The sequence below is a fragment of the Mesorhizobium sp. M0904 genome (genome assembly GCF_040319475.1).
In the GTDB taxonomy this organism is placed as follows: domain Bacteria; phylum Pseudomonadota; class Alphaproteobacteria; order Rhizobiales; family Rhizobiaceae; genus Mesorhizobium.
The window spans coordinates 86,155-106,353 of record NZ_JAMYOC010000008.1; the positions used below are offsets into that span (position 1 = coordinate 86,155).

The window sequence follows — 20,199 nt, forward strand, 5'->3', positions numbered from 1 at the left end:
AGCGCTTTCCAGGGGATCGATTGCCGAAAGATTTCCGTCTCGGCCACACTTGTTGCATAATCGCCACAATGCGTTGCATACATCCGACGCAATCACTGGCTCTAGACGGCGACATGGCCCTGCACGCACCGACACTGAGCAAATCGCTTTTCAGCAATACGGGCGCGCGAGACGGTCGCCGGCTGCTTGCGCTGCCGGGCGTGATCGCCATTGCCGGTGCGCTGGTGACGGCGGCGATCTCCTTCGCCATTCTGGTCGGCGCGACGCCGATCACGCCCGACGCGAGGACGACGCTGGCACTGATTGCGCTTAATGCGGCGTTCGTCCTGTTTCTGATCTTGCTGGTCGGCCGCGAGGTGCATCGCATCCTGATGGCACGACGGCATGGCAAGGCTGCGTCGCGCCTGCATGTGCGCATAGTGGCAATGTTTGCGCTGGTCGCCGCCATCCCCGCCATCATGGTGGCGATCATCGCGTCGATCACGCTCGACATCGGCCTCGACCGCTGGTTCGAGATCCGCACCAAGACGATCGTCAATTCGTCGTTGTCGATCGCTGACGCCTACGTGCAGGAAAACGCGCGAAATCTTCAGGGCACGACGTTGTCAATGGCTTACGACCTCGACGCTTCGCGCACGCTTTACGGCCTCGATCGTACCGGTTTCCTCGACCTCATGAACAAGGAGGCGGTGGGTCGCTCGCTGGCGCACGCGGCACTCATCAAGCCCGATGGTTCCTTCGTCATGAGCGCCAAAACCAACGCGGACTTTGCCATGCCGGAGCCGCCTGAGGGCGCCGTGGCAAGCGCTGCCGACGGCAAGCCGGTGCTGATAGAACCGCGCACCCGCAACATCATGGGTGCCATCGTCAAGCTGCGCGAGATCGACGGCCTCTATCTCTACACCATCCGCCTCGTCGATCCCGAGGTGATCAAGGCACGGCAGATCGTCAAATCCAACACCGCCGAATATCGCGGTCTCGAAGACAACCGCCGCACCTCGCAAGTGGCTTTCGCGCTTCCCTATCTGTCGCTGACGCTGATCATCATCCTGTCCGCCATCTGGACCGGCATTGCGGTGGCCGACCGCCTGGTGCGGCCGATTCGTCAGCTCATCGGCGCGGCGGACGAGGTCGCTACCGGCAATCTCGACGTAGCCGTGCCTGTCCGCCCCTCCGACGGCGACGTCGCCTCGCTCGGCGACACCTTCAACAAGATGCTGATGGAGCTGAAATCGCAGCGCAACGAGATCCTGTCGGCCAAGGATTTGATCGACGAGCGGCGGCGCTTTTCGGAGGCGGTGCTTGCCGGCGTCACCGCCGGGGTCATCGGCGTCGATCCATATGGCATCGTCACCATCGTCAACCGTTCGGCCGAAACGATGCTGGCCATATCCGCTCCGGCAGCGCTTGGGCAGAACCTTTCCGCGGTGCTGCCGCATGTCGGCCGCGTCTTCGAGATCGGCCGCAAATCGGGCAAGCCGGTCTATCGCGAACAGGTCACCTTCTATCGTGCCGGCACCGAACGGACCTTCAACGTGCAGATCACGATTGAAGCCGGCGACGACGGTTCGGAGGATAAGTCCTACGTCGTGACAGTCGACGACATTACCGATCTGGTCCAGGCACAGCGTTCCTCTGCATGGGCTGACGTGGCGCGGCGCATCGCCCACGAGATCAAGAACCCGCTGACGCCGATCCAGCTTTCGGCCGAGCGCATCAAGCGCCGTTACGGCAAGGTCATCACCGAGGACCGTGAGGTTTTCGATCAATGCACCGACACCATCATCCGGCAAGTGGAGGACATCGGCCGCATGGTCGACGAGTTCTCGGCGTTCGCCCGCATGCCGAAACCGGAAATGAAGGCAATCGATCTGCGCGATTCGTTGCGCGAGGCCTCGTTCCTGGTCGAAGTAAGCCGCGCCGACATCACCTTCGAGCGCGTCTTCGGCAATGAGCCGCTCAAAGGCACGTTCGACAGCCGCCTGATGGCGCAGGCGTTCGGCAACGTCATCAAGAATGCTGCCGAAGCCATCGACGGACTTGATGCAGAGGATCGTCCGCACGGCATAATCCGGATTCAAGCCGGGCGTCAGAATGGCGCGATTCGAATCGACGTCATCGACAACGGCAGGGGCTTGCCGCGCGAAAACCGGCAGCGCTTGCTCGAGCCTTACATGACGACACGCGAGAAAGGCACCGGGCTTGGCCTCGCTATCGTCAAGAAGATCGTGGAGGACCATGGCGGGCGACTCGAATTGCACGATGCACCAGCGGACTTCCACGGTGGGCGGGGTGCAATGATCAGCATCATCCTGCCGGTTGCCGCCACAGTTCCGATACGCGGCGAGGGCAAGACGGAACACGAAAAAGAAACTGAAAAGGTCGGTAATGGCGTCTGATATTCTCATCGTCGATGACGAGGAAGACATCCGCGAACTCGTCGCCGGTATCCTGAGCGACGAAGGTCACGAAACACGCACGGCGTTTGACGCGGACAGCGCGCTGGCGGCGGTCGCCGACCGAGCACCCCGGCTGATCTTCCTCGACATCTGGCTGCAGGGTTCGCGGCTCGATGGCCTCGCTCTGCTGGACGAGATCAAGACGATGCACCCGAACCTGCCGGTGGTGATGATCTCGGGCCACGGCAATATCGAAACGGCGGTCTCGGCCATCCGCCGCGGCGCCTATGATTTTATCGAAAAGCCGTTCAAGGCCGACAGGCTGATCCTTATTGCCGAACGGGCGCTTGAAACGTCCAAATTGAGACGCGAGGTTTCGGATCTCAAGTTGCGCAGCGGCGAGACTTTCGACCTCATCGGCATGTCGTCGGCAATGAGCCAATTGCGCCAGACCATCGAGCGCGTCGCGCCGACCAACAGCCGCGTCATGATTATCGGCCCCTCCGGCTCGGGCAAGGAACTGGCGGCGCGCGCCATCCACGCATTGTCGGCGCGCAAGAGTGCACCTTTTGTGACGCTGAGCGCCGCCAACATCACGCCTGAGCGTATGGAGATCGAGCTGTTCGGCACCGAATCGAACGGCGTCGAACGCAAGGTCGGCGCGCTGGAGGAAGCCCATCGCGGCATTCTCTACATCGATGAAGTGGCCGACATGCCGCGCGAGACGCAAAACAAGATCCTGCGCGTGCTGGTCGAACAGCAGTTCGAGCGGGTAGGGGGCACCAAGCGGGTCAAGGTCGACGTGCGCATCATCTCGTCGACCTCGCAGAACCTCGAAGCCATGATCGCCGACGGCCGTTTCCGTGAGGACCTTTATCATCGCCTGGCCGTGGTTCCGGTCATGGTGCCGGGACTGGCCGAGCGTCGCGAGGACATTCCTTATCTGGTCGACAATTTCATGAAGCAGATCGCTCGCCAGGCCGGCATCAAGCCGCGTCGCATCGGCGACGACGCGCTGGCGGTGCTGCAGGCGCACAACTGGCCGGGCAACGTTCGGCAGTTGCGAAACAATGTCGAGCGTCTGATGATCCTGGCGCGTGGTGACGATGTCGATGCGCCGATCACCGCCGACCTCTTGCCTGCCGAGATCGGCGACGTCATGCCGCGCACTCCAAACAAGTCCGATCAGCACATAATGGCGCTGCCGCTGCGTGAAGCACGCGAACAATTCGAAAAGGATTATCTGATCGCCCAGATCAACCGTTTTGGCGGCAACATCTCGAAGACGGCAGAGTTTATCGGCATGGAACGCTCTGCATTGCACCGCAAGCTGAAGTCGCTGGGCGTCTGACAGCCAAACCAGTCGTGGCCCACGCAATTATCGGTTACTGCGGCCCCTGGAATCGCATAAGAAAGCTGGGACTTCCTCCAGGGATTAGCCATGCCGCGCATTGCCTATGTGAACGGGCGCTATGTCGCTCACGCCGAAGCTTCCGTGCATATCGAAGACCGTGGCTATCAATTCGCCGATGGCGTCTACGAGGTCTGCGAGGTGGCACGAGGCTTCATCGTCGACATGCCGCGCCATCTCGCTCGATTGAACCGCTCGCTTACCGAACTCTCGATCGATTGGCCGATCACGCGCGGCGTGCTGCCGCTCGTCATGCGCGAGGTGGTCCGCCGCAACCATGTCGTCGACGGTCTGGTCTACGTCCAGGTGACACGCGGCGTCGCCAGCCGCGAGTTTTTCTTCCCGCCGGCAGGCACGAAGCCGTCACTGGTGGTGATCGCGAAAAAAGCCGATCCTGCAGTTACCGCGAAGCGGGCCGAGAGCGGGATCCGGGTCATCACGGTGCCGGAGAACCGATGGGATCGGGTCGATATCAAGTCGGTCGGCCTGCTGCCGAACGTGCTGGCCAAGCAGAAAGCCAAGGAAGCCGGCGCTCAGGAGGCCTGGTTCGTTGATGTTGATGGTACCGTCAAGGAAGGTGGATCGTCGAACGCGTGGATCATCACCAGGGACGGCGTGCTGGTAACACGGCCCGCCGAGCACGGCATCCTGCGCGGCATCACTCGCACGACGCTGTTCGATGTCGCCGCCAAGCTCGGCCTGAAGATTGAGGAGCGCGGTTTTTCGGTTGCCGAAGCCAAGGCCGCGCGCGAGGTTTTCATCAGCTCTGCAACCACGATTGCCATGCCGGTGGTGGCGATCGATGGCGCTCCCGTCGCCAACGGCCACCCGGGCTCGATAACAGTTTCATTACGGCAGGCCTTTTTTGACGTTGCGGAAAAAAGTCCAGCCTGATAACCGCACAGATGGAATGAACATCAATATATCTCGTTCTGCTTGTCGTTACTGACGGCAAGATGGTGTTTGCGTGCTTGACATGTGCCGGCTAATTTGGCGCATTGGCCTGCAAACCGAAGGGGATCGGCGAAAGACAAGAACAATGGCGGAACGATCGCAAAATCTTCAGGACCTGTTCCTGAATTCAGTTCGCAAGAGCAAAAACCCACTCACCATCTTTCTCATCAACGGCGTGAAGCTGACCGGCGTGGTCACTTCGTTCGATAATTTCTGCGTTCTGCTGCGTCGCGACGGCCATTCCCAGCTTGTCTACAAGCACGCTATTTCCACGATCATGCCGAGCCAGCCGGTTCAGATGTTCGATGGTGAGGAAAGCCAGGGCGCCTGATTGGCACGTGAAAAAGACGCGGACCGCAGCGTTCGCGGAAAACCAGCACATCAGACCGGGACAGAGGCCAACGGTCGGACCCGGGCGGTGGTCATCGTGCCGGTGCTTACCCGGCAGCCGCGTGGCGACGACGATACCAATCGTCCGCGCCTGACCCGTTCCGCCGAGGCCCGTCGCGACGAGGCGGTCGGCCTCGCCAGCGCCATCGACCTTGACTTGGTCCACACGGCGGTGGTGACCGTCAACGATCCACGTCCGGCGACCCTGCTCGGCAGCGGCAAGGTCGCGGAGTTCGCCGAGATCGTCAAAGAGGGCCACGCGGAGGTGGTCATTGTCGATCATCCGCTGACCCCGGTACAGCAGCGCAACCTCGAAAAAGAGTTGAACGCCAAGGTGCTCGACCGCACCGGGCTGATCCTGGAGATTTTCGGCGAGCGCGCCCGCACCAAGGAAGGCACGCTGCAGGTCGACCTTGCCCATCTCAACTACCAGAAGGGCCGCCTTGTCCGAAGCTGGACCCACCTCGAGCGCCAGCGCGGCGGCGCCGGCTTTCTCGGCGGTCCTGGCGAGACCCAGATCGAGTCGGATCGGCGTGTGCTGCAGGACAAGATCACCAAGCTGAAGCACGAGCTCGAAACCGTGCGCCGCACCCGCGACCTGCACCGCGCCAAGCGCAAGAAGGTGCCATTTCCGGTGGTGGCGATCGTCGGCTACACCAATGCCGGCAAGTCGACGCTGTTCAACAGGCTGACCGGAGCAGGGGTGCTGGCCGAAGACATGCTGTTTGCCACGCTCGACCCGACGCTGCGCCGCGTGCGCCTGCCGCACGGTACGCCGATCATCCTTTCCGATACGGTCGGCTTCATTTCCGACCTGCCAACGCATCTGGTCGCGGCCTTCAGGGCGACGCTGGAGGAAGTGGTCGAGGCAGACCTCGTCATTCATCTGCGCGACATCTCCGATCCCGATACGGCCGCGCAAGCCGAAGATGTCGAGCGCATCCTTGCCGATCTCGGCGTCGATGCCCGCGATAGCAAGCGCGTCATCGAAGTATGGAACAAGATCGACCGGCTCGACGAGGGCAACCGGGCGCGGCTGCTAGCTGATGGTGCTGACGGCAAGAAGGCACCGCCAATCGCCATATCGGCGGTGACCGGCGAGGGCATCGATGCGCTGAAGGCGATCATCGAGACGATGATGTCGGGCGAACTGGAGACGTTCACCGTCACGCTCAAGCCCGACCAACTCGCCGTCGTCGACTGGCTTTACCGCAACGGCGACATCGTCTTGCGTGATGACAATGAGGATGGCAGCGTGACCATCGCGCTCAAGGCCACGCACAGCGCCCGGCAGGAGATCGAAAGCCGATTGCGCCGTCAAAACAACGGGTAGGGGCGTTACTTCGCGCTTTTCGCTTGCTGCCAGAGCGCTTCCATCTCGTCCAGCGTCGCTTCTTCGAGGCTGTTTCCCGACGCTTGCAGCGTCCGCTCGACATAGTGGAAGCGCGATCGGAATTTTTCGTTGGTGCCGCTGAGTGCCGCTTCGGAATCAATTTTGAGGTGCCGGCCGAGATTGACGACCGCAAACAGCATGTCGCCGAACTCATCCTTGATCGGCGCGCTGTCGCCTTTGGCCAGCGCTTCGCGCAATTCGCCGATCTCCTCCTCTATCTTTTCGAGGATCGGTGCCGCCTCGCTCCAGTCGAAGCCGACGCGGGCGGCCTTTTCCTGCAGCTTGAGCGCCCGGGTCAGCGCGGGCAGCGCGACCGGCACGCTGTCGAGAAAGCCCTTGCCATGGTCTTCCGGGTCGAGCCCACGGGTGAGGCGCGCATTGCGCTTCTCCGCCTTTTCCTCTGCCTTGATCTTTTCCCACATGCCCTTGGCCATGCCGGCGCTGCGCGCCTTGTCGTCGCCGAAGACATGGGGATGGCGGCGGATCATTTTTGTGGTGATGGCCTGGACCACATCGCCGAATGAAAATTCGCCGGCCTCCTCGGCCATTTGCGCGTGGTAGACCACTTGCAGCAGGAGATCGCCGAGCTCATCCCGCAGATCGTCGAGGTCGCCGCGCGCAATGGCATCCGCTACTTCGTAGGCCTCCTCGATCGTGTATGGCGCGATTGTCGAAAAATCCTGCTCGATATCCCATGGGCAGCCGGTTTCCGGCGCCCGCAGCGCTGCCATGATCTTGATCAGCCGGGAAATGTCTTTCGAGGGTTTCATCTAGGAAACGCTATCCTGTACACGGCTGTGCGGCCAACGGCTTCAGCCGGTGAGGGCGCCTTGTCCACAGATGGGCCGCCAGACAATGATACGAAAGTGGAAGCCGGTTTCCGGAAGATCCTAGTTAGCAAAAGCATCAGTCGACCACGGAGACGATCGCCTTGGCGAGCGCATCCATGCCGTCCTCGGGCAGGCCAGCAACGTTGATGCGGCTGTCGCCGACCATGTAGATGCCATGCTCGGCGCGCAGCCGCTCGACTTGCGCTTCCGACAGGCCAAGCCGGGAAAACATGCCGCGATGGCTGGCGACGAAATCGAAACGGTCGGAGTTGGACTGCCGCCGCAGCGCCTCGGCGAACTGGACGCGCAGCCGCAGCATGCGCAGCCGCATCTCTTCAAGCTCTGCCTCCCAATCGGAACGCAATGCGGGGTCTTCGAGCACGATGCGCACCGCCGCCGCGCCGTGGTCCGGCGGCATCGAATACATGGCACGTGCCGCCGACAGCATCTGGCCCATCGCCAAATCCGCCTGCGCGCCGTCTTTCGCCATGATCAGCGCTGCACCGACTCGGTCGCGATAGACCGCAAAGTTCTTCGAGCAGCTCGAGGCAACGACCATTTCCGGAACTTTTGCCGCCAGAAGGCGCAAGCCGGCGGCATCCGCATCAAGCCCGTCGCCAAAGCCCTGATAGGCGATGTCGACAAAGGGCAGCAGGCCGCGCTCAACGACAAGATCGGCAATGGCAGCCCATTGCGAGATGTCTAGATTGGCGCCCGTCGGGTTATGGCAACAGCCATGCAACAATACGACGTCGCCAGGATTCGCGGTTCTCAATGCATTCAGCATGTCGTCGAAGCGAACCGCACCAGAAGCAGCGTCGAAATAGGGATATTCGCGTGTCTGCAGGCCAGCGGCGCGCATCACCGGCGTGTGGTTCGGCCATGTCGGATCCGACAGCCAGACCATCGCGTCGGTGCGGGTCCTTTTCAGCAGCTCTGCCACCAGCCGCAGCGCGCCGGAGCCGCCGGGCGCCTGTGCCGCACGAATGCGCGTCATGTCGGCGGCTGGGCCGAACACCAATCTGGCCATCGCCGCGTTGAAGGCGGTATCCCCGGCAAGGCCGAGATAGGTCTTGGTATCCTGGCCGTGCAGCAACCGCTTTTCGGCTTCGCGCACCGCGCGCATCACCGGCGTCTTGCCGTCGCGATCCTTATAGACGCCGACCCCGAGATCGACCTTGTCGGGACGCGGGTCGGCGCGATAGAGGCCGATCAAGGCCAGGATCTTGTCGGCAGGCGCGGGCTGGAGATTTTCGAACATCGATAAGTTTCCGTTGGCGGCGGAGTGATACGCAAACCGGCCATGCTTTGCCAGCAGTTTCATATGCGCCAACTCGGCGTCGGTTTGCCTTGAGGGCGGCCGATACTATCTGCCGGGCGAGGGCAGGCGCAATCTCCCAGAGAGAGCGCGGCGAGCCGAAAATTCGGGCAGAGCGGGATTAAAATTCCGACCTGCTCCGTAAACAGGACATGAAACGGCCGATGCCACGCTTCGACATTCTGGGACAGCTCGGTTCACTGCGCCGCTATGCACGCTCGCTGACACGCGACAGCGCCGATGCAGAGGATCTGGTGCATGATGCGCTGGTGCGTGCCTATGAGCGACGCGGCACCTTCCGCTCCGGCGGAAACCTTCGCGTATGGCTGCTGTCGATCGTCCACAACGCGTTCATCGACGGCTTGCGATCCCGCAAATCCGAAGTAATGCGCATCGAACAGGCCGGCTATCTCGCCGAGGCCAGCGTCCAGGCTGCGCAGGAACATTCGGTCCGTCTGGCACAGGTGCGCGACGCTTTTTTCACATTGCCGGAAGAGCAGCGTTGCGCGCTGCATCTCGTCGCCATCGAGGGGCTCAGCTACAGCGAGGCGGCCGAGGTTAGCGGCGTGCCGCTTGGCACGCTGATGTCGCGCATCGGCAGGGCACGTGCGGCACTCCGCGAGATGGAGGACGCGGCACCGGCACGGGCGAAAGGCCATCTGAAGATCGTCGGAGGTCGATGATGAACCAACTGCGCGATCCCGTAACCGACACCGATCTCGACGCCTATGTCGACGATCAGCTGGACGTGGCGCGTCGCATCGAGGTCGAGGCGTTCCTTTCGGCCCGGCCGGAGGCGGCCGCGCGGGTGATGTCCGACCTGCGGATGCGTGACGAATTGCGCGTAGCGCTTGCCGGATCGAAAGGCATGGCGCGGCCCGCGACGGCCGATGCTGCACGGCGGCTGGAGCGGGGATTGGCGCGCGGCCGCGTCCTTGGTGCTTTGCAGCGAGCGGCGGCAGTCGCTGTCTTCGTCGCCGCCGGCTGGCTTGCGAACGGGCTCATCGGACCGATATCGGTGACGGAAGTCGTCGCTTCGACCCATCCGCCCGCCTATGTGGAGGACGCGGTCCGGGCGCACCGCACGACGCTCGTGCGCGAGGCGATGTCGTCGCAACCCGAAGCGCCCGGCTACAATGCCGACGAAATTCGCGCCGCGACGGCGATCATTATGCCATCGCTGCCAGCGGACTGGACGGTCCGCGACGTGCAGATCTACCCATCGCAGTTCGGCCCGAGCGTCGAGATGGCTGTCAAGACGAAAGAGATGGGGCTGGTCTCGTTGTTCGCAACCAGGCCCGGGACATTCGACGTCGTCAAGCCGACTGTCGTTCCCTCGGGCGACGTTTCCTCAGCTTATTTCCAGATCGGCGAGGTCGCCTACGCGGTCGTCGCACGTAGAGATATCCAAGGCATAGATCTCACGGCCGAAGCGCTCGCCAAGACGCTTTACTGATCGACCTTCAAGAAGGAGAACCAAATGAACAATCTCGGATATATCGGGGCCGGAGCCCGAGCCGGAGCCGTCTACGACGAAGGCCTGCGCCGGCACATGCTGCGCGTCTACAACTACATGGGCCTTGGCCTCGTCGTTACGGGCGTGATCGCGTTCGTGGTGGCTTCCACACCCGCGCTTTACGTGCCGATCTTCTCCACACCGCTGAAATGGGTGGTTATGCTGGCACCACTGGCCTTTGTGCTCTTGTTCTCGTTCCGGATGCAGACGATGTCGGCGGCCGGCGCCCAGGCGATGTTCTGGGCATTCTGCGCGGTCATGGGGCTGTCGCTGGCTTCCGTGTTCCTGGTCTTTACCGGCACCAGCATCGCACGCACCTTCTTCATCGCCGCCACCATGTTCGGCGCGACCAGCCTTTACGGGTACACGACCAAACGCGACCTGACGCAGTTCTCGTCGTTCCTGATCATGGGCCTGATCGGCGTGGTGATCGCCAGCATCGTCAATATCTTCCTGGGCTCGACCGCGCTCCAGTTTGCGATCTCGGTGATCGGCATCGCCGTCTTCATCGGCCTCACCGCCTGGGATACCCAGACTATCAAGGAGCAGTATGCGGAAAACTTCGGTGCGGAATCACAGCAGAAGCTCGCTGTCTTCGGTGCATTCTCGCTCTATCTGAACTTCATCAACATCTTCCAACTGCTGTTGAACTTCACCGGCGAGCGCGAATAGCCGGCGTCGGACCACGACCGGAGGCGGATATCATGGACAGAAACGATCAACAGGCGATCGGACACCTCTTCGAGAAGTTGGCAAATGTCGAGCGCCAGGCGCCGCCGCGCGATGCGGAAGCAGAGCGCTTCATCCAGGATCAGATCGGTCAGCAGCCTGGCGCGCCATATTACATGGCCCAGACGATCGTGGTGCAGGAGCAGGCCTTGAACGCAGCTCAGGCACGCATCGAAGAACTGGAAGAGCAGGCGCAGCAGCCCGCCAGTGGTGGACCGCTCAGCAGCTTCTTCGGCCGCAGCGGCGGCAGGCGCTCAGGCTCGGTTCCGCGGGTAGGGCGCGCCGCCTCCGTTGCAACTGAAGGGTCGCAGGACACGCCACAGCGGGCAGGCGGCGGTTTTCTTGCTGGCGCTGCGCAGACCACGATGGGCGTGGCCGGCGGAGTGCTGCTCGGCAACGCGATCGCCGGCATGTTTGGCGGCAGCGAAGCGAAGGCAGCTGAACAGCCGACGCCGCAGCCCGACGAAGCCGATCAGGCAGGCGATGCCAGCTCCGACAATGGCGGTGACTTCGGTGATATGGAGTTCTGACGAGCGACCCAGACTGTGCCTGTGCCGGCGCTGGTGACGATTGCGGGTCAGCATAGGCGAGATGGCGAGGGCAGCATCCGGGAAGCGAGCCCTCGCCGGCGGCTAATAACCCAGGCGCTTCAGTTCAGTCTTGACCGCTGCGATCGTCTTGAAGCGGAAGTGCTTCGTTGTGCCGTCGCGCCAATGGCAGTCGCATGTGGCGTCGAACTTCCGGGTCGCTTTCAATTGAGTCAGCGCCTTCTGGCCTGGCTTTGGACCGTCGAAGATGCGAACTTCGTAGAGCGTTCCTTCGACATCGTAGTGCATCTGAGCCCAGGAAAGTATCACGATCAGTTCCTTTGCCGGGTCGTGGTCGGCGTTGGCGAGGCCGAGCGCTATGTCCGGTGTGTCGCCCTCTTGTTCACCGATCGTGACCTGGATTGCGCGATATCTGTTGTCAGCTAGCCGTTGCAGCGCGACGAGCGGGCGTTCCGGATAGTCCTCAGCGGTCTGGTAATCGACGAAGAGTGTCTGGAGGCCGCTCCAACTCACGGCTGTGGTGTGCGGATCAGCATTGTCGGCGAACCCAACAACACGTTTGGCGAAAGCCAGGTCGTTCTCGCCTGGCGCACGATCAAGGTCCTGCGCTCGCGCGCCAGTGAGCGCGCAGGCGAGGGTGAGGACGAAACTTGTGAAGAGCCAAAGTCGCTTCATGATTCGCAACCCTAGCATGCCGGTTGCGAATCTTCGCGCCTGGCCGTCGGCAGCGGGATGTGGAACTCCCGCGCGCACCAGTCGCATAAGATAGATTATGGAACTGAAATGGCGGATAAGGATGTGGCGTGGAAGTGGCACCGGCGAGCCGCTGGGCCGCTTTTAGAGCGAGAATTGAGACCCCACTCAGAAACCCAACCGTAAAAACTCGATCCTTCACGCTGATTCGTAAGGGATTTCGATCGTCATGCCATCATAAGCAGGCTCGACGTTGGCCGGCGTCTCGGCCATTACCGTGGCGTAGTCGAGTGGCACATGCATATGCGTCAGCACCGCGTTCTTCGGCGCCAGTCTTTCGATCCAGCCAAGCGCCTGGCCAAGCGACAGATGGCTCGGATGGACGGTGTATTGCAGCGCGTCGATGACCAGCACGTCCAACCCGCGCAAACGCTCGGCGGTCGCGTCCGGAAAGTCGCTGACATCAGGGCAATAAGCCAGCCCGCCGATGCGGAAACCCAGCGAGGTGATGTCGCCATGAAGCTGCAGCAGCGGTTCGAGGGTGAGGGCGCCGCCCTCGCCCTCGATTACCACCGGCCTGTCGTGGTCGATGATATGGGCGTTGACGATCGGCGGATACGAACTGCCTTTCGGCGTTTCGAAACAGTAGCGGAACGCCTCTCGTAAGCGCAGCATGGTGGCCTGATCGGCATGGATGTCGATCCGGTGGCGCTGCTCCAGTACGAAGCCGCGCAAATCGTCGATGCCGTGGATATGGTCGGCATGCGGATGTGTATAGACCACCGCATCGATGCGCCTGACCGATGCCAGCAGCATCTGCTCGCGGAAATCCGGGCCGGTGTCGATGACGACCGTGGTCCGGACGCCATTCGCCGCGATCCGCTCGACGAGCGCTGCGGTGCGCGTGCGCCGGTTCCGGGGGTTCGCGGGATCGCAATTGCCCCAATCGCCGGTGATGCGTGGCGTACCCGGCGATGAGCCGCAGCCGAGGACGGTAAGACGTAACCGGTCGCTCATAGGTCAGGCGCCCGGCGCGCTCGGGCGCGGCATTTTCCTGAACAGCCGGAAGAAATTATCCGTGGTGATATCAGCGATCTCGGCCTCGCTGAAGCCGATCGTCTCGGCCAGCACCTTGGCTGTATGCGCGACGTAGGCGGGCTCGTTACGCTTGCCGCGAAACGGGATCGGCGCCAGGTATGGCGCGTCGGTTTCGACCAGCAGACGGTCGCGCGGCACATCGGCGGCGACGGCGCGCAGCTCGGCCGAGTTCTTGAAGGTCAGGATACCGGAAAACGAAACGTAGCCGCCGAGCGCAACACCGATCTCGGCTAGCCTGCGCCCAGACGAAAAACAGTGCAGTATGAAGGGGAAGGCGCCCTTCCCTGTTTCTTCTTCGAGGATGTCAGCCATGTCGTCGTCGGCGTCGCGCGAATGGATGACCAGCGGAAGACCGGTCACGCGCGCCGCGGAGATGTGGGTGCGAAAGCCCTGAGCCTGTGCGTCGCGCGGCGCATGATCGTAGAAATAGTCGAGCCCGGCCTCGCCGATCGCCACCACTTTGCGATGAGCAGAGAGCCGCACCAGATCATCGACAGTGACGTCAAGCTCTTCCGCCGCATTGTGCGGATGGGTGCCAACCGAGCAATAGACCTCATCGAAAGTCTCTGCAATCTCAAGCACTTGGCTAAATCGCTTCACCCTCGTCGAGATCGTCACTATACGGCCGACGCCGGCCGCGAGGGCGCGGGCGACGATGGTCGCCCGCTCTTCGGCGAAATCCGGAAAGTCGAGATGGCAGTGACTGTCGACCAGCATCAGGCGCTTGTATCCGTTTGCTCGACATAGCGTGGAAATACTGGTTCCGGCGCCGGCAGTGCCGTACCGGATACCAGCGCATGACGTTCGGCGACATGCGCGAAGTCGCGGCTGTCCGCCGGCACTGCCAAAAGATCGAGCAGCTTTGCCGCTGAGCCTGGAATGAAGGGCTGGCACAGCAATCCGACACGCCGGATCACCTCAGCCGTCGTCCACAGCACCGTTTCCATGCGTGCCGGATCGGTCTTCTTCAGCGCCCATGGCTCCTGCCCGGCGAAATAGCGGTTGGCTTCGGCCACCACGCCAAAGATCGCCGCCAGCGCCAAATGGATGCCCTGGTCGGCCATCGTCCTGCGCGCCGTGACAAGGGCGGCATCTGCCTGATCGAGGATCGCCTTGTCGGCGTCGCTCAATTCGCCACGCTTCGGCACCACGCCGCCGCAGTTCTTGGCGATCATCGACAGCGAGCGCTGCGCCAGATTGCCGAGATCGTTGGCAAGGTCGGCATTGGTGCGGCTGACGATCGCATCATGGCTGTAGCTACCGTCCTGACCGAACGGCACTTCGCGCAGGAAGAAATAGCGCACCTGGTCGAGACCGTAGTGCTCGATCATGGCGAACGGGTCGATGACGTTGCCGACCGACTTCGACATTTTCTCGCCGCGGTTGAACAAAAAACCATGCGCGAACACGCGCTTCGGCAATTCGATGCCAGCCGACATCAGGAAAGCCGGCCAGTAGACCGCGTGAAAGCGCACGATATCCTTGCCGATGACATGAACGTTTGCAGGCCAGAAAGACCATCTCTCGCTGGCCGGATCCGGATAACCGGCAGCGGTGATGTAGTTGGTCAGTGCATCGACCCAGACATACATCACATGCTTGTCGTCGCCCGGGACCGGCACGCCCCAGTTAAACGTGGTGCGCGAGATGGACAGATCCCTGAGGCCGGATTTGACGAAGCTGACGATTTCATTGCGCCGCTCCGCCGGCCCGACGAATTCCGGGCTGTTCTCGTACAGTGCGAGCAGCCTGTCCTGATAGGCGGAAAGCCGAAAGAAATAGCTTTCTTCTTCGGTCCATTCGACAGGCGAGCCGAGCGGTTCGCGGCGCACGCCGTCGTCGCCGACCTTGGTTTCGGCCTCGTCGAAATAGGCTTCCTGCCGAACCGAATACCAGCCGCTGTAGCGGTCGAGGTAAATGTCGCCATTCTCAGCCATGCGTGTCCAGATCGCCTGGCAGGCCTTGTAGTGCCGGTCCTCGGTCGTTCGGATAAAAACGTCGTTCGAGCAGCCGGTCGCTTCGAGCATCGAACGGAAGATCGCCGAATTGCGATCGGCAAGCGCCTTCGGCGTCAGGCCTTCGGCGTCCGCCGTCTGCTGCATCTTCAAGCCGTGCTCGTCGGTCCCCGAGACAAAGAAGACGTCCTTGCCGTCGAGCCGCTGGAAGCGGGCAAGCGTGTCGCTGGCGATCACATTGTAGGCATGGCCGATATGCGGCTTTCCGTTCGGATAGAAAATCGGCGTCGTGACGTAGTATTTTTCGCGTGACATGGATGAGCCGTCATGAATGTCTGAATGAAAGATGTCGCGGTGAGATATCGCATCGAAACGGCAATTGCCATCCGACGCCAATGTGGTGGCTTCGAAGTTTCCTGCGATTGATTGGGATCAATGCTCAGGGGCTTCCAAAGCCACGCCAGCGGCCGTCACATTCGCATTGCAGAATTCAGGCGGTCGATCATGGTCAGGGCGTGCTGCTTTTTGTCGAGATTGTAGGTCTCGGTTTCAGATATAGCGTTCAAAGCCTCGTGCCAAGTATCCGACAGCGTTTTGGCCCGCGCGAGATCGCCGGCGAGCGCGGCCTGGCTGGCGCCGGCCGACAGCAGGTCGAGCGCGCGGCGATTGAATATCTCGAATGGGATTGCCTGGTCGCGGCCGGCGACCGCCTCGGCAAGACGGTAGGCGCCTGCGACATCTATCTTTTTGGACATCACCAGGGCATCGAGGGTGGCGGCGATTTCAAGCCCGCCATACTGCGTCAACAGGATCGCGTTGCGCGCGCTGCCCCCTGCCCGCTCCGCCAGCGCCGCGCGCGCCGCAGGATCCTCCGGTGGCGGCGGCTCGATGCCCTCCAGAACCGCCATCAAGCTCTTGGCATCGAGCGGGGCCAATCGCACCAGCTGGCAGCGCGACCGGATCGTCGGCAGCAAACTGCCCGGCGCATGGACGATGAGGATGAACAAGGTGCGCGCGGGTGGCTCTTCAAGATTCTTCAGCAAGGCATTGGCAGCATTGGTGTTCATGTCGTCGGCGGGATCGACGATAACCACCCGGTAGCTGCCGTCGTGCGAGGTCAGCGACAGAAAGCGGCTGACCTTGCGGATTTCGTCGACCGTGACCACTGTCTTGAAGCTCTTGGTCTTGTCATTCGCGGGGCGTGTAAGATGCAGAACCGAAGGATGTGCCCCGGTGGCGATCTGGCGAAACAGCGACGAAGCCGGATCTGGAACGGCAAGGCTTTCCGGCGCCTGCTCGAAGGCCGGGTGCTTCAACAGATGATGCGCCAGATGAAAGGCCAGCGTCGCCTTGCCTATGCCCACCGGTCCGGCAAAGATCAGTGCGTGCGGCAGCTTTCCCGAGCGGTAAGCGGTGGCGAGCATGTTGGCCGCCTGCGGGTGACCGACAAGACGCGGCGTCTCGGATGGCTCGGGCACCCCGTCCAGCGTATCGTGCTGTTCGGGCGCGATGCGTTCGAAAATCATGCCGGCGCCGCCTGCCTTCTTTGCGCCGGCATCATCCTCTCGAGAGCCGCGAAGACGATGGCGGTAACGATATCCTCCACGGTGTCGGGGTCGGCTGACGCATCGACGACGACGCAGCGTTCGGGTTCAGCTGCGGCGATCGCGAGAAACGCCTCGCGCCGGCGTTGGTGGATGGCCAATGTTTCCTTCTCGAAGCGGTCCGGTCCGTCACTGCTCCCCCGCCGGGCGGTAGCGCGCCTCAGGCCCTCGGCGGGGTCGATATCGAAGATCAGCGTCATGTCCGGCACCATGCCGTTGATGGCGACCTTCTCCAATGCGTCCATGAATGCCGGGTCGAGGCCGCCGGTGACGCCCTGGTAGACGCGCGAAGAATCCATGAAACGATCGCAAAGCACGACCGAACCGCGCTCGACCGCCGGCCGGATGACCTGTTCGACATGGTCGGATCGCGCAGCGGCGAAAAGCAACGCTTCCATCTTGGGGCCGAACGGCTCGGCTGCGCCTGAAAGCAGGACATGCCTGACCGCCTCCGCGCCCGGCGAGCCACCCGGCTCACGCGTCACCAGCACATCGTATTTCTTGGCGCGCATCTTCTTGGCCAGCCGCTCGATCTGCGTCGACTTGCCTGCTCCTTCGCCGCCTTCAAAAGTGATGAAAAATCCGCGCGCCAAAGCCTTTGTCCATACTTCGGGGACCGTATAGTCCGGGCGGGAAAAAAGGTCCACCGCGACGGTGCTAACGCAGCCAGCCGACGGCCAGTTCCTTGGCGGCGTCGAGCGCGCGCTGCGGCAGCGAACCGACACCGATCGACTCGGCGGCAAACAGCGGCGTCTCCTGGCTCAGAGTATCGCCGATCCAGACGCGCAGCGTACCGACCGGCTGCCCCTCCTCCACCGGCGCGGCAACCGGTCCGTCATAGACGATCCTGGCGGTGAGCTTGTCGCGGTTGGTGATCGGCAGGAAGATCTGCACCGGTCCTTTTGCCTTTAACGCGACTCCGGATTTGGCGCCGCCAAAGACCTGGGCTTCGCCAACCACTTCGTCCTTGGCGAATACTTCAGTCTTCTCGAAGGAGCGAACGCCCCAGTCGAGCAGCTTTCGCGCTTCCTCAGCACGCTCGCGGTCGTTTGCCAGGCCGCTCATCGCCGCGATCACCCTTGTGCCGTTGTGGCTGGCCGAGCCGACAATGCCGAACCCGGATTGCTCGCTGGCGCCGACCGCGAGCCCGTCGGCGCCTATATCCATGGCCAGCAGCGGATTGCGGTTCCTCTGGGAAATCTTGTTCCAGGTAAAATCCTTCTGGCCGTAATAGCGGTAGAGATCCGGGTAGTTGCGCCAGATATGCAGCGCCAGAAGTGCGAGTTCGCGAACGCTCGTTTGCTGCCCATCTGCCGGCAGACCGGTGGAGTTGACGAAGGTCGATTTCTGCAAGCCGATCTGGCGGGCACGCTCGGTCATCTGCGCCGCGAAGTTTGCCTCGGACCCCGCGATTCCTTCAGCGATGACGATACAGCCGTCATTGGCCGCCTGCACGGTCACGCCCTGGATCAGGTCTTCAAGCCGGATCGTCGACTTGAGTTTCGCGAACATAGTCGATGTCCCCGAAGGAGCGCCGCCCTTGCGCCAGGCGTTTTCGCTCACCACGAAGGTGTCATCGAGCGTCATGCGCCCCGATTTGATGGCGTTGAAGACCACTTCCATCGTCATCAGCTTGGCCAACGAGGCCGGCGGGATCAACCTGTCGGCGTCCTTGGAAAACAGCACGGTTCCGGTTTCGGCATCGATCATGAAGGCCTGCGCGGCCTTGGTCTCGAAAAGCTGTGCTGAGGCCGGCGCAAGCGAGAGCAGCAGCAGCAGGCCGAGCGCCATAAGCCCAGTGAAAGGGTGAAAAAATTTCATCAGATTCGACCAGTGAGCCGGCGCTCTTGCACGTTGGCAGAAGCTATCAGGCTTTTGCCTGGCGGATCAATCGCGCACGAAAAACCAGGCAGCCCCGAGCTCAATTGCGTACAGCAAGCGCATCCGGCGCACCGTGCGACCACGCTGCCTGCAGCATCTCGTCCAGGCTGCCACGGCCGTCGGCATAGAGGTTGACCGAGTACCAGTCCTTTCCTTCAAGTTCCGAGCGCTGGATTTCGGTCTTGCCGAAGCTGGAAAGCTGGGTCGCCACCTGCTCGGCTTCGGCGGCATCCTCGAACGAACCCGCCGCGACATAGTCCGTGGGCGACTGGATTGGAGGAGCTTGCCGCTTCCACGATTGAAGAAGCTCGGCGGGCGACATGCCGGTGTCGTCCAGCTCGGCAAACGCGTTGGAGGCGCGCTGCACGCGCTCGTCGGCGTAAGACAGCGACGCCATGGTGAATGGAGATTGCGCCGGCAGGTTGATCTCCGGACGCTCCGGCACGATCGGGCCGAAATCGGGCAGTACAATGTCTCCCGAAGCAGACGCTTGCACCGCTATGACAGGCCCTGCATCGGATCCCTGCCCGGTATTCGTCAGCTGACCGGGGAACGGCACGGCTGCAGCGCTCACCGCCAGGCTTGGCGACGGCCCATTCATGGCGACCATGACACCGCTGGGCAGACCGTCCGACGGATCCGGCGCCCTGTTGCCTGGACGATACGAAGCCATAAGATACTGCCCGTCATTGCCTTCGAGCGGCGCACGGCCGACATATTCGACCTTCACCTCGGCCGTACCGATATTGGCATAATCGAGCATTTCAGCAGCGCGCTTCGACACATCGATGATGCGTCCATCATGATAGGGTCCGCGATCGTTGACGCGCACGATCACCGAGCTGCCGGTCTTCATGTTGGTGACCCGCGCATAGCTCGGGAGCGGCATAGTCGGATGCGCCGCCGTCAGATCTGCCATGTCGTAGACTTCGCCATTGGCGGTCAACCGGCCGTGGAACGCCTCACCATACCAGGACGCTAGGCCAACCTTGGCGTAACGTTTGTCTTCCTTCGGATAATACCACTTGCCGCGCACCTGATAGGGCTTGCCGAGCTGGTCGCGCCCCCGAGACGTCTTGAACATCACGCGCGGGCTGGCTTTCACGCCATATTCGGCTTCGGAAAAATATTCCTTGGAGCGAGGTTTCTTGTTGACCATCGCCTTTTGCTGCGGCGCGGCACATGCCGCAAGAAACGCTGCCGACAAGGCCAACAGCGCGAAAGCGAAAGCGCGACGAAGACGCGGGCGCGCCGTGGTCTGCATATTTTGATTGCCCCTATAGCATCGACGAAGGCACCGCAGCATAAACGTCAGCGATGCCAAAGCACCCACTCCAGAAACGCCGGCAACGCCCTACCCCAATGCTTTTTGTGCGCAGGAATTGTTTATCACCGTATTAACCGATTGTGGTCGGAACCGGGCGAGATTGTGGCGCGGACCGTCTCGCCGGTCGGGATGAAGCCATCGCTTAGATCAGCA

Annotated in this window: 19 protein-coding genes; 9 read left to right on the top strand and 10 right to left on the bottom strand. The window is 62.0% G+C overall.

The annotated features are described in order from the left end of the window. Window positions 1–113 precede the first annotated feature (113 nt). The 5 genes from NKH80_RS10750 (at window position 114) to hflX (ending at window position 6,487) form a co-directional block, all read left to right on the top strand. Window positions 114–2,399 carry a sensor histidine kinase NtrY-like gene (locus tag NKH80_RS10750; RefSeq protein WP_352991470.1) on the top strand — a complete coding sequence of 762 codons (2,286 nt, stop codon included), beginning with the start codon at window positions 114–116 and terminating at the stop codon, window positions 2,397–2,399. Continuing rightward, a complete protein-coding gene (ntrX, locus tag NKH80_RS10755) occupies window positions 2,389–3,750 on the top strand; it encodes a nitrogen assimilation response regulator NtrX (protein WP_254817201.1) in 1,362 nt (453 codons plus the stop codon). The genes NKH80_RS10750 and ntrX overlap by 11 nt, the downstream gene beginning before the upstream one ends. 90 nt (window positions 3,751–3,840) lie before the next feature. Then, window positions 3,841–4,704, top strand: a complete 864-nt coding sequence (locus NKH80_RS10760) for a D-amino-acid transaminase (protein WP_352991473.1) — start codon at window positions 3,841–3,843, stop codon at window positions 4,702–4,704. A gap of 145 nt (window positions 4,705–4,849) precedes the next feature. Then, on the top strand, window positions 4,850–5,095 hold the full coding sequence (gene hfq / locus NKH80_RS10765; RefSeq protein WP_006202172.1) for an RNA chaperone Hfq: 246 nt from the start codon (window positions 4,850–4,852) through the stop codon (window positions 5,093–5,095). Next, window positions 5,096–6,487, top strand: coding sequence for a GTPase HflX (gene hflX / locus NKH80_RS10770; RefSeq protein WP_352991476.1), 1,392 nt, complete (start codon window positions 5,096–5,098; stop codon window positions 6,485–6,487). Between the two features lie 5 nt (window positions 6,488–6,492). Here the strand turns inward: hflX and mazG are convergent, their stop codons facing one another. Then, window positions 6,493–7,317 carry a nucleoside triphosphate pyrophosphohydrolase gene (gene mazG, locus NKH80_RS10775; protein WP_352991479.1) on the bottom strand — a complete coding sequence of 275 codons (825 nt, stop codon included), beginning with the start codon at window positions 7,315–7,317 and terminating at the stop codon, window positions 6,493–6,495. A gap of 136 nt (window positions 7,318–7,453) precedes the next feature. Then, window positions 7,454–8,638 carry an amino acid aminotransferase gene (locus NKH80_RS10780; protein WP_352991482.1) on the bottom strand — a complete coding sequence of 395 codons (1,185 nt, stop codon included), beginning with the start codon at window positions 8,636–8,638 and terminating at the stop codon, window positions 7,454–7,456. Window positions 8,639–8,847: 209 nt separating this feature from the next. Here NKH80_RS10780 and NKH80_RS10785 point away from each other — a divergent pair, with 209 nt between their 5' ends. The 4 genes from NKH80_RS10785 to NKH80_RS10800 are packed head-to-tail and all read left to right on the top strand — an operon-like array spanning window position 8,848 to window position 11,470. Next, window positions 8,848–9,378, top strand: a complete 531-nt coding sequence (locus NKH80_RS10785) for a sigma-70 family RNA polymerase sigma factor (RefSeq protein ID WP_502900934.1) — start codon at window positions 8,848–8,850, stop codon at window positions 9,376–9,378. Then, on the top strand, window positions 9,378–10,151 hold the full coding sequence (locus NKH80_RS10790; RefSeq protein WP_352703972.1) for an anti-sigma factor family protein: 774 nt from the start codon (window positions 9,378–9,380) through the stop codon (window positions 10,149–10,151). The genes NKH80_RS10785 and NKH80_RS10790 overlap by 1 nt, the downstream gene beginning before the upstream one ends. Window positions 10,152–10,175: 24 nt before the next feature. After that, a complete protein-coding gene (locus NKH80_RS10795) occupies window positions 10,176–10,883 on the top strand; it encodes a Bax inhibitor-1/YccA family protein (RefSeq protein ID WP_254817208.1) in 708 nt (235 codons plus the stop codon). Window positions 10,884–10,915: 32 nt separating this feature from the next. Beyond that, window positions 10,916–11,470 carry a DUF2076 domain-containing protein gene (locus NKH80_RS10800; RefSeq protein WP_352876794.1) on the top strand — a complete coding sequence of 185 codons (555 nt, stop codon included), beginning with the start codon at window positions 10,916–10,918 and terminating at the stop codon, window positions 11,468–11,470. Window positions 11,471–11,572: 102 nt separating this feature from the next. On the opposite strand, the gene NKH80_RS10805 is transcribed toward NKH80_RS10800, so the two are convergent. The 8 genes from NKH80_RS10805 to NKH80_RS10840 form a co-directional block, all read right to left on the bottom strand. After that, window positions 11,573–12,163, bottom strand: coding sequence for a hypothetical protein (locus NKH80_RS10805; protein ID WP_352703968.1), 591 nt, complete (start codon window positions 12,161–12,163; stop codon window positions 11,573–11,575). A 216-nt stretch (window positions 12,164–12,379) separates the two neighbouring features. Next, window positions 12,380–13,198 carry an MBL fold metallo-hydrolase gene (locus tag NKH80_RS10810; protein WP_352801542.1) on the bottom strand — a complete coding sequence of 273 codons (819 nt, stop codon included), beginning with the start codon at window positions 13,196–13,198 and terminating at the stop codon, window positions 12,380–12,382. A 3-nt stretch (window positions 13,199–13,201) separates the two neighbouring features. Next, window positions 13,202–13,996, bottom strand: a complete 795-nt coding sequence (locus tag NKH80_RS10815) for a TatD family hydrolase (protein WP_352991489.1) — start codon at window positions 13,994–13,996, stop codon at window positions 13,202–13,204. Next, a complete protein-coding gene (gene metG / locus NKH80_RS10820; protein WP_352991602.1) occupies window positions 13,996–15,582 on the bottom strand; it encodes a methionine--tRNA ligase in 1,587 nt (528 codons plus the stop codon). Before metG ends, NKH80_RS10815 begins: the two co-directional genes overlap by 1 nt. A 122-nt stretch (window positions 15,583–15,704) precedes the next feature. Beyond that, window positions 15,705–16,760, bottom strand: a complete 1,056-nt coding sequence (locus NKH80_RS10825; RefSeq protein WP_352991492.1) for a DNA polymerase III subunit delta' — start codon at window positions 16,758–16,760, stop codon at window positions 15,705–15,707. After that, a complete protein-coding gene (gene tmk / locus NKH80_RS10830) occupies window positions 16,757–17,431 on the bottom strand; it encodes a dTMP kinase (protein WP_352991495.1) in 675 nt (224 codons plus the stop codon). The genes NKH80_RS10825 and tmk overlap by 4 nt, the downstream gene beginning before the upstream one ends. 64 nt (window positions 17,432–17,495) lie before the next feature. Then, window positions 17,496–18,629, bottom strand: a complete 1,134-nt coding sequence (locus NKH80_RS10835; protein WP_352991604.1) for a D-alanyl-D-alanine carboxypeptidase family protein — start codon at window positions 18,627–18,629, stop codon at window positions 17,496–17,498. A 130-nt stretch (window positions 18,630–18,759) separates the two neighbouring features. Continuing rightward, on the bottom strand, window positions 18,760–19,983 hold the full coding sequence (locus NKH80_RS10840) for a septal ring lytic transglycosylase RlpA family protein (protein WP_352689315.1): 1,224 nt from the start codon (window positions 19,981–19,983) through the stop codon (window positions 18,760–18,762). Between the last annotated feature and the right edge of the window lie 216 nt (window positions 19,984–20,199).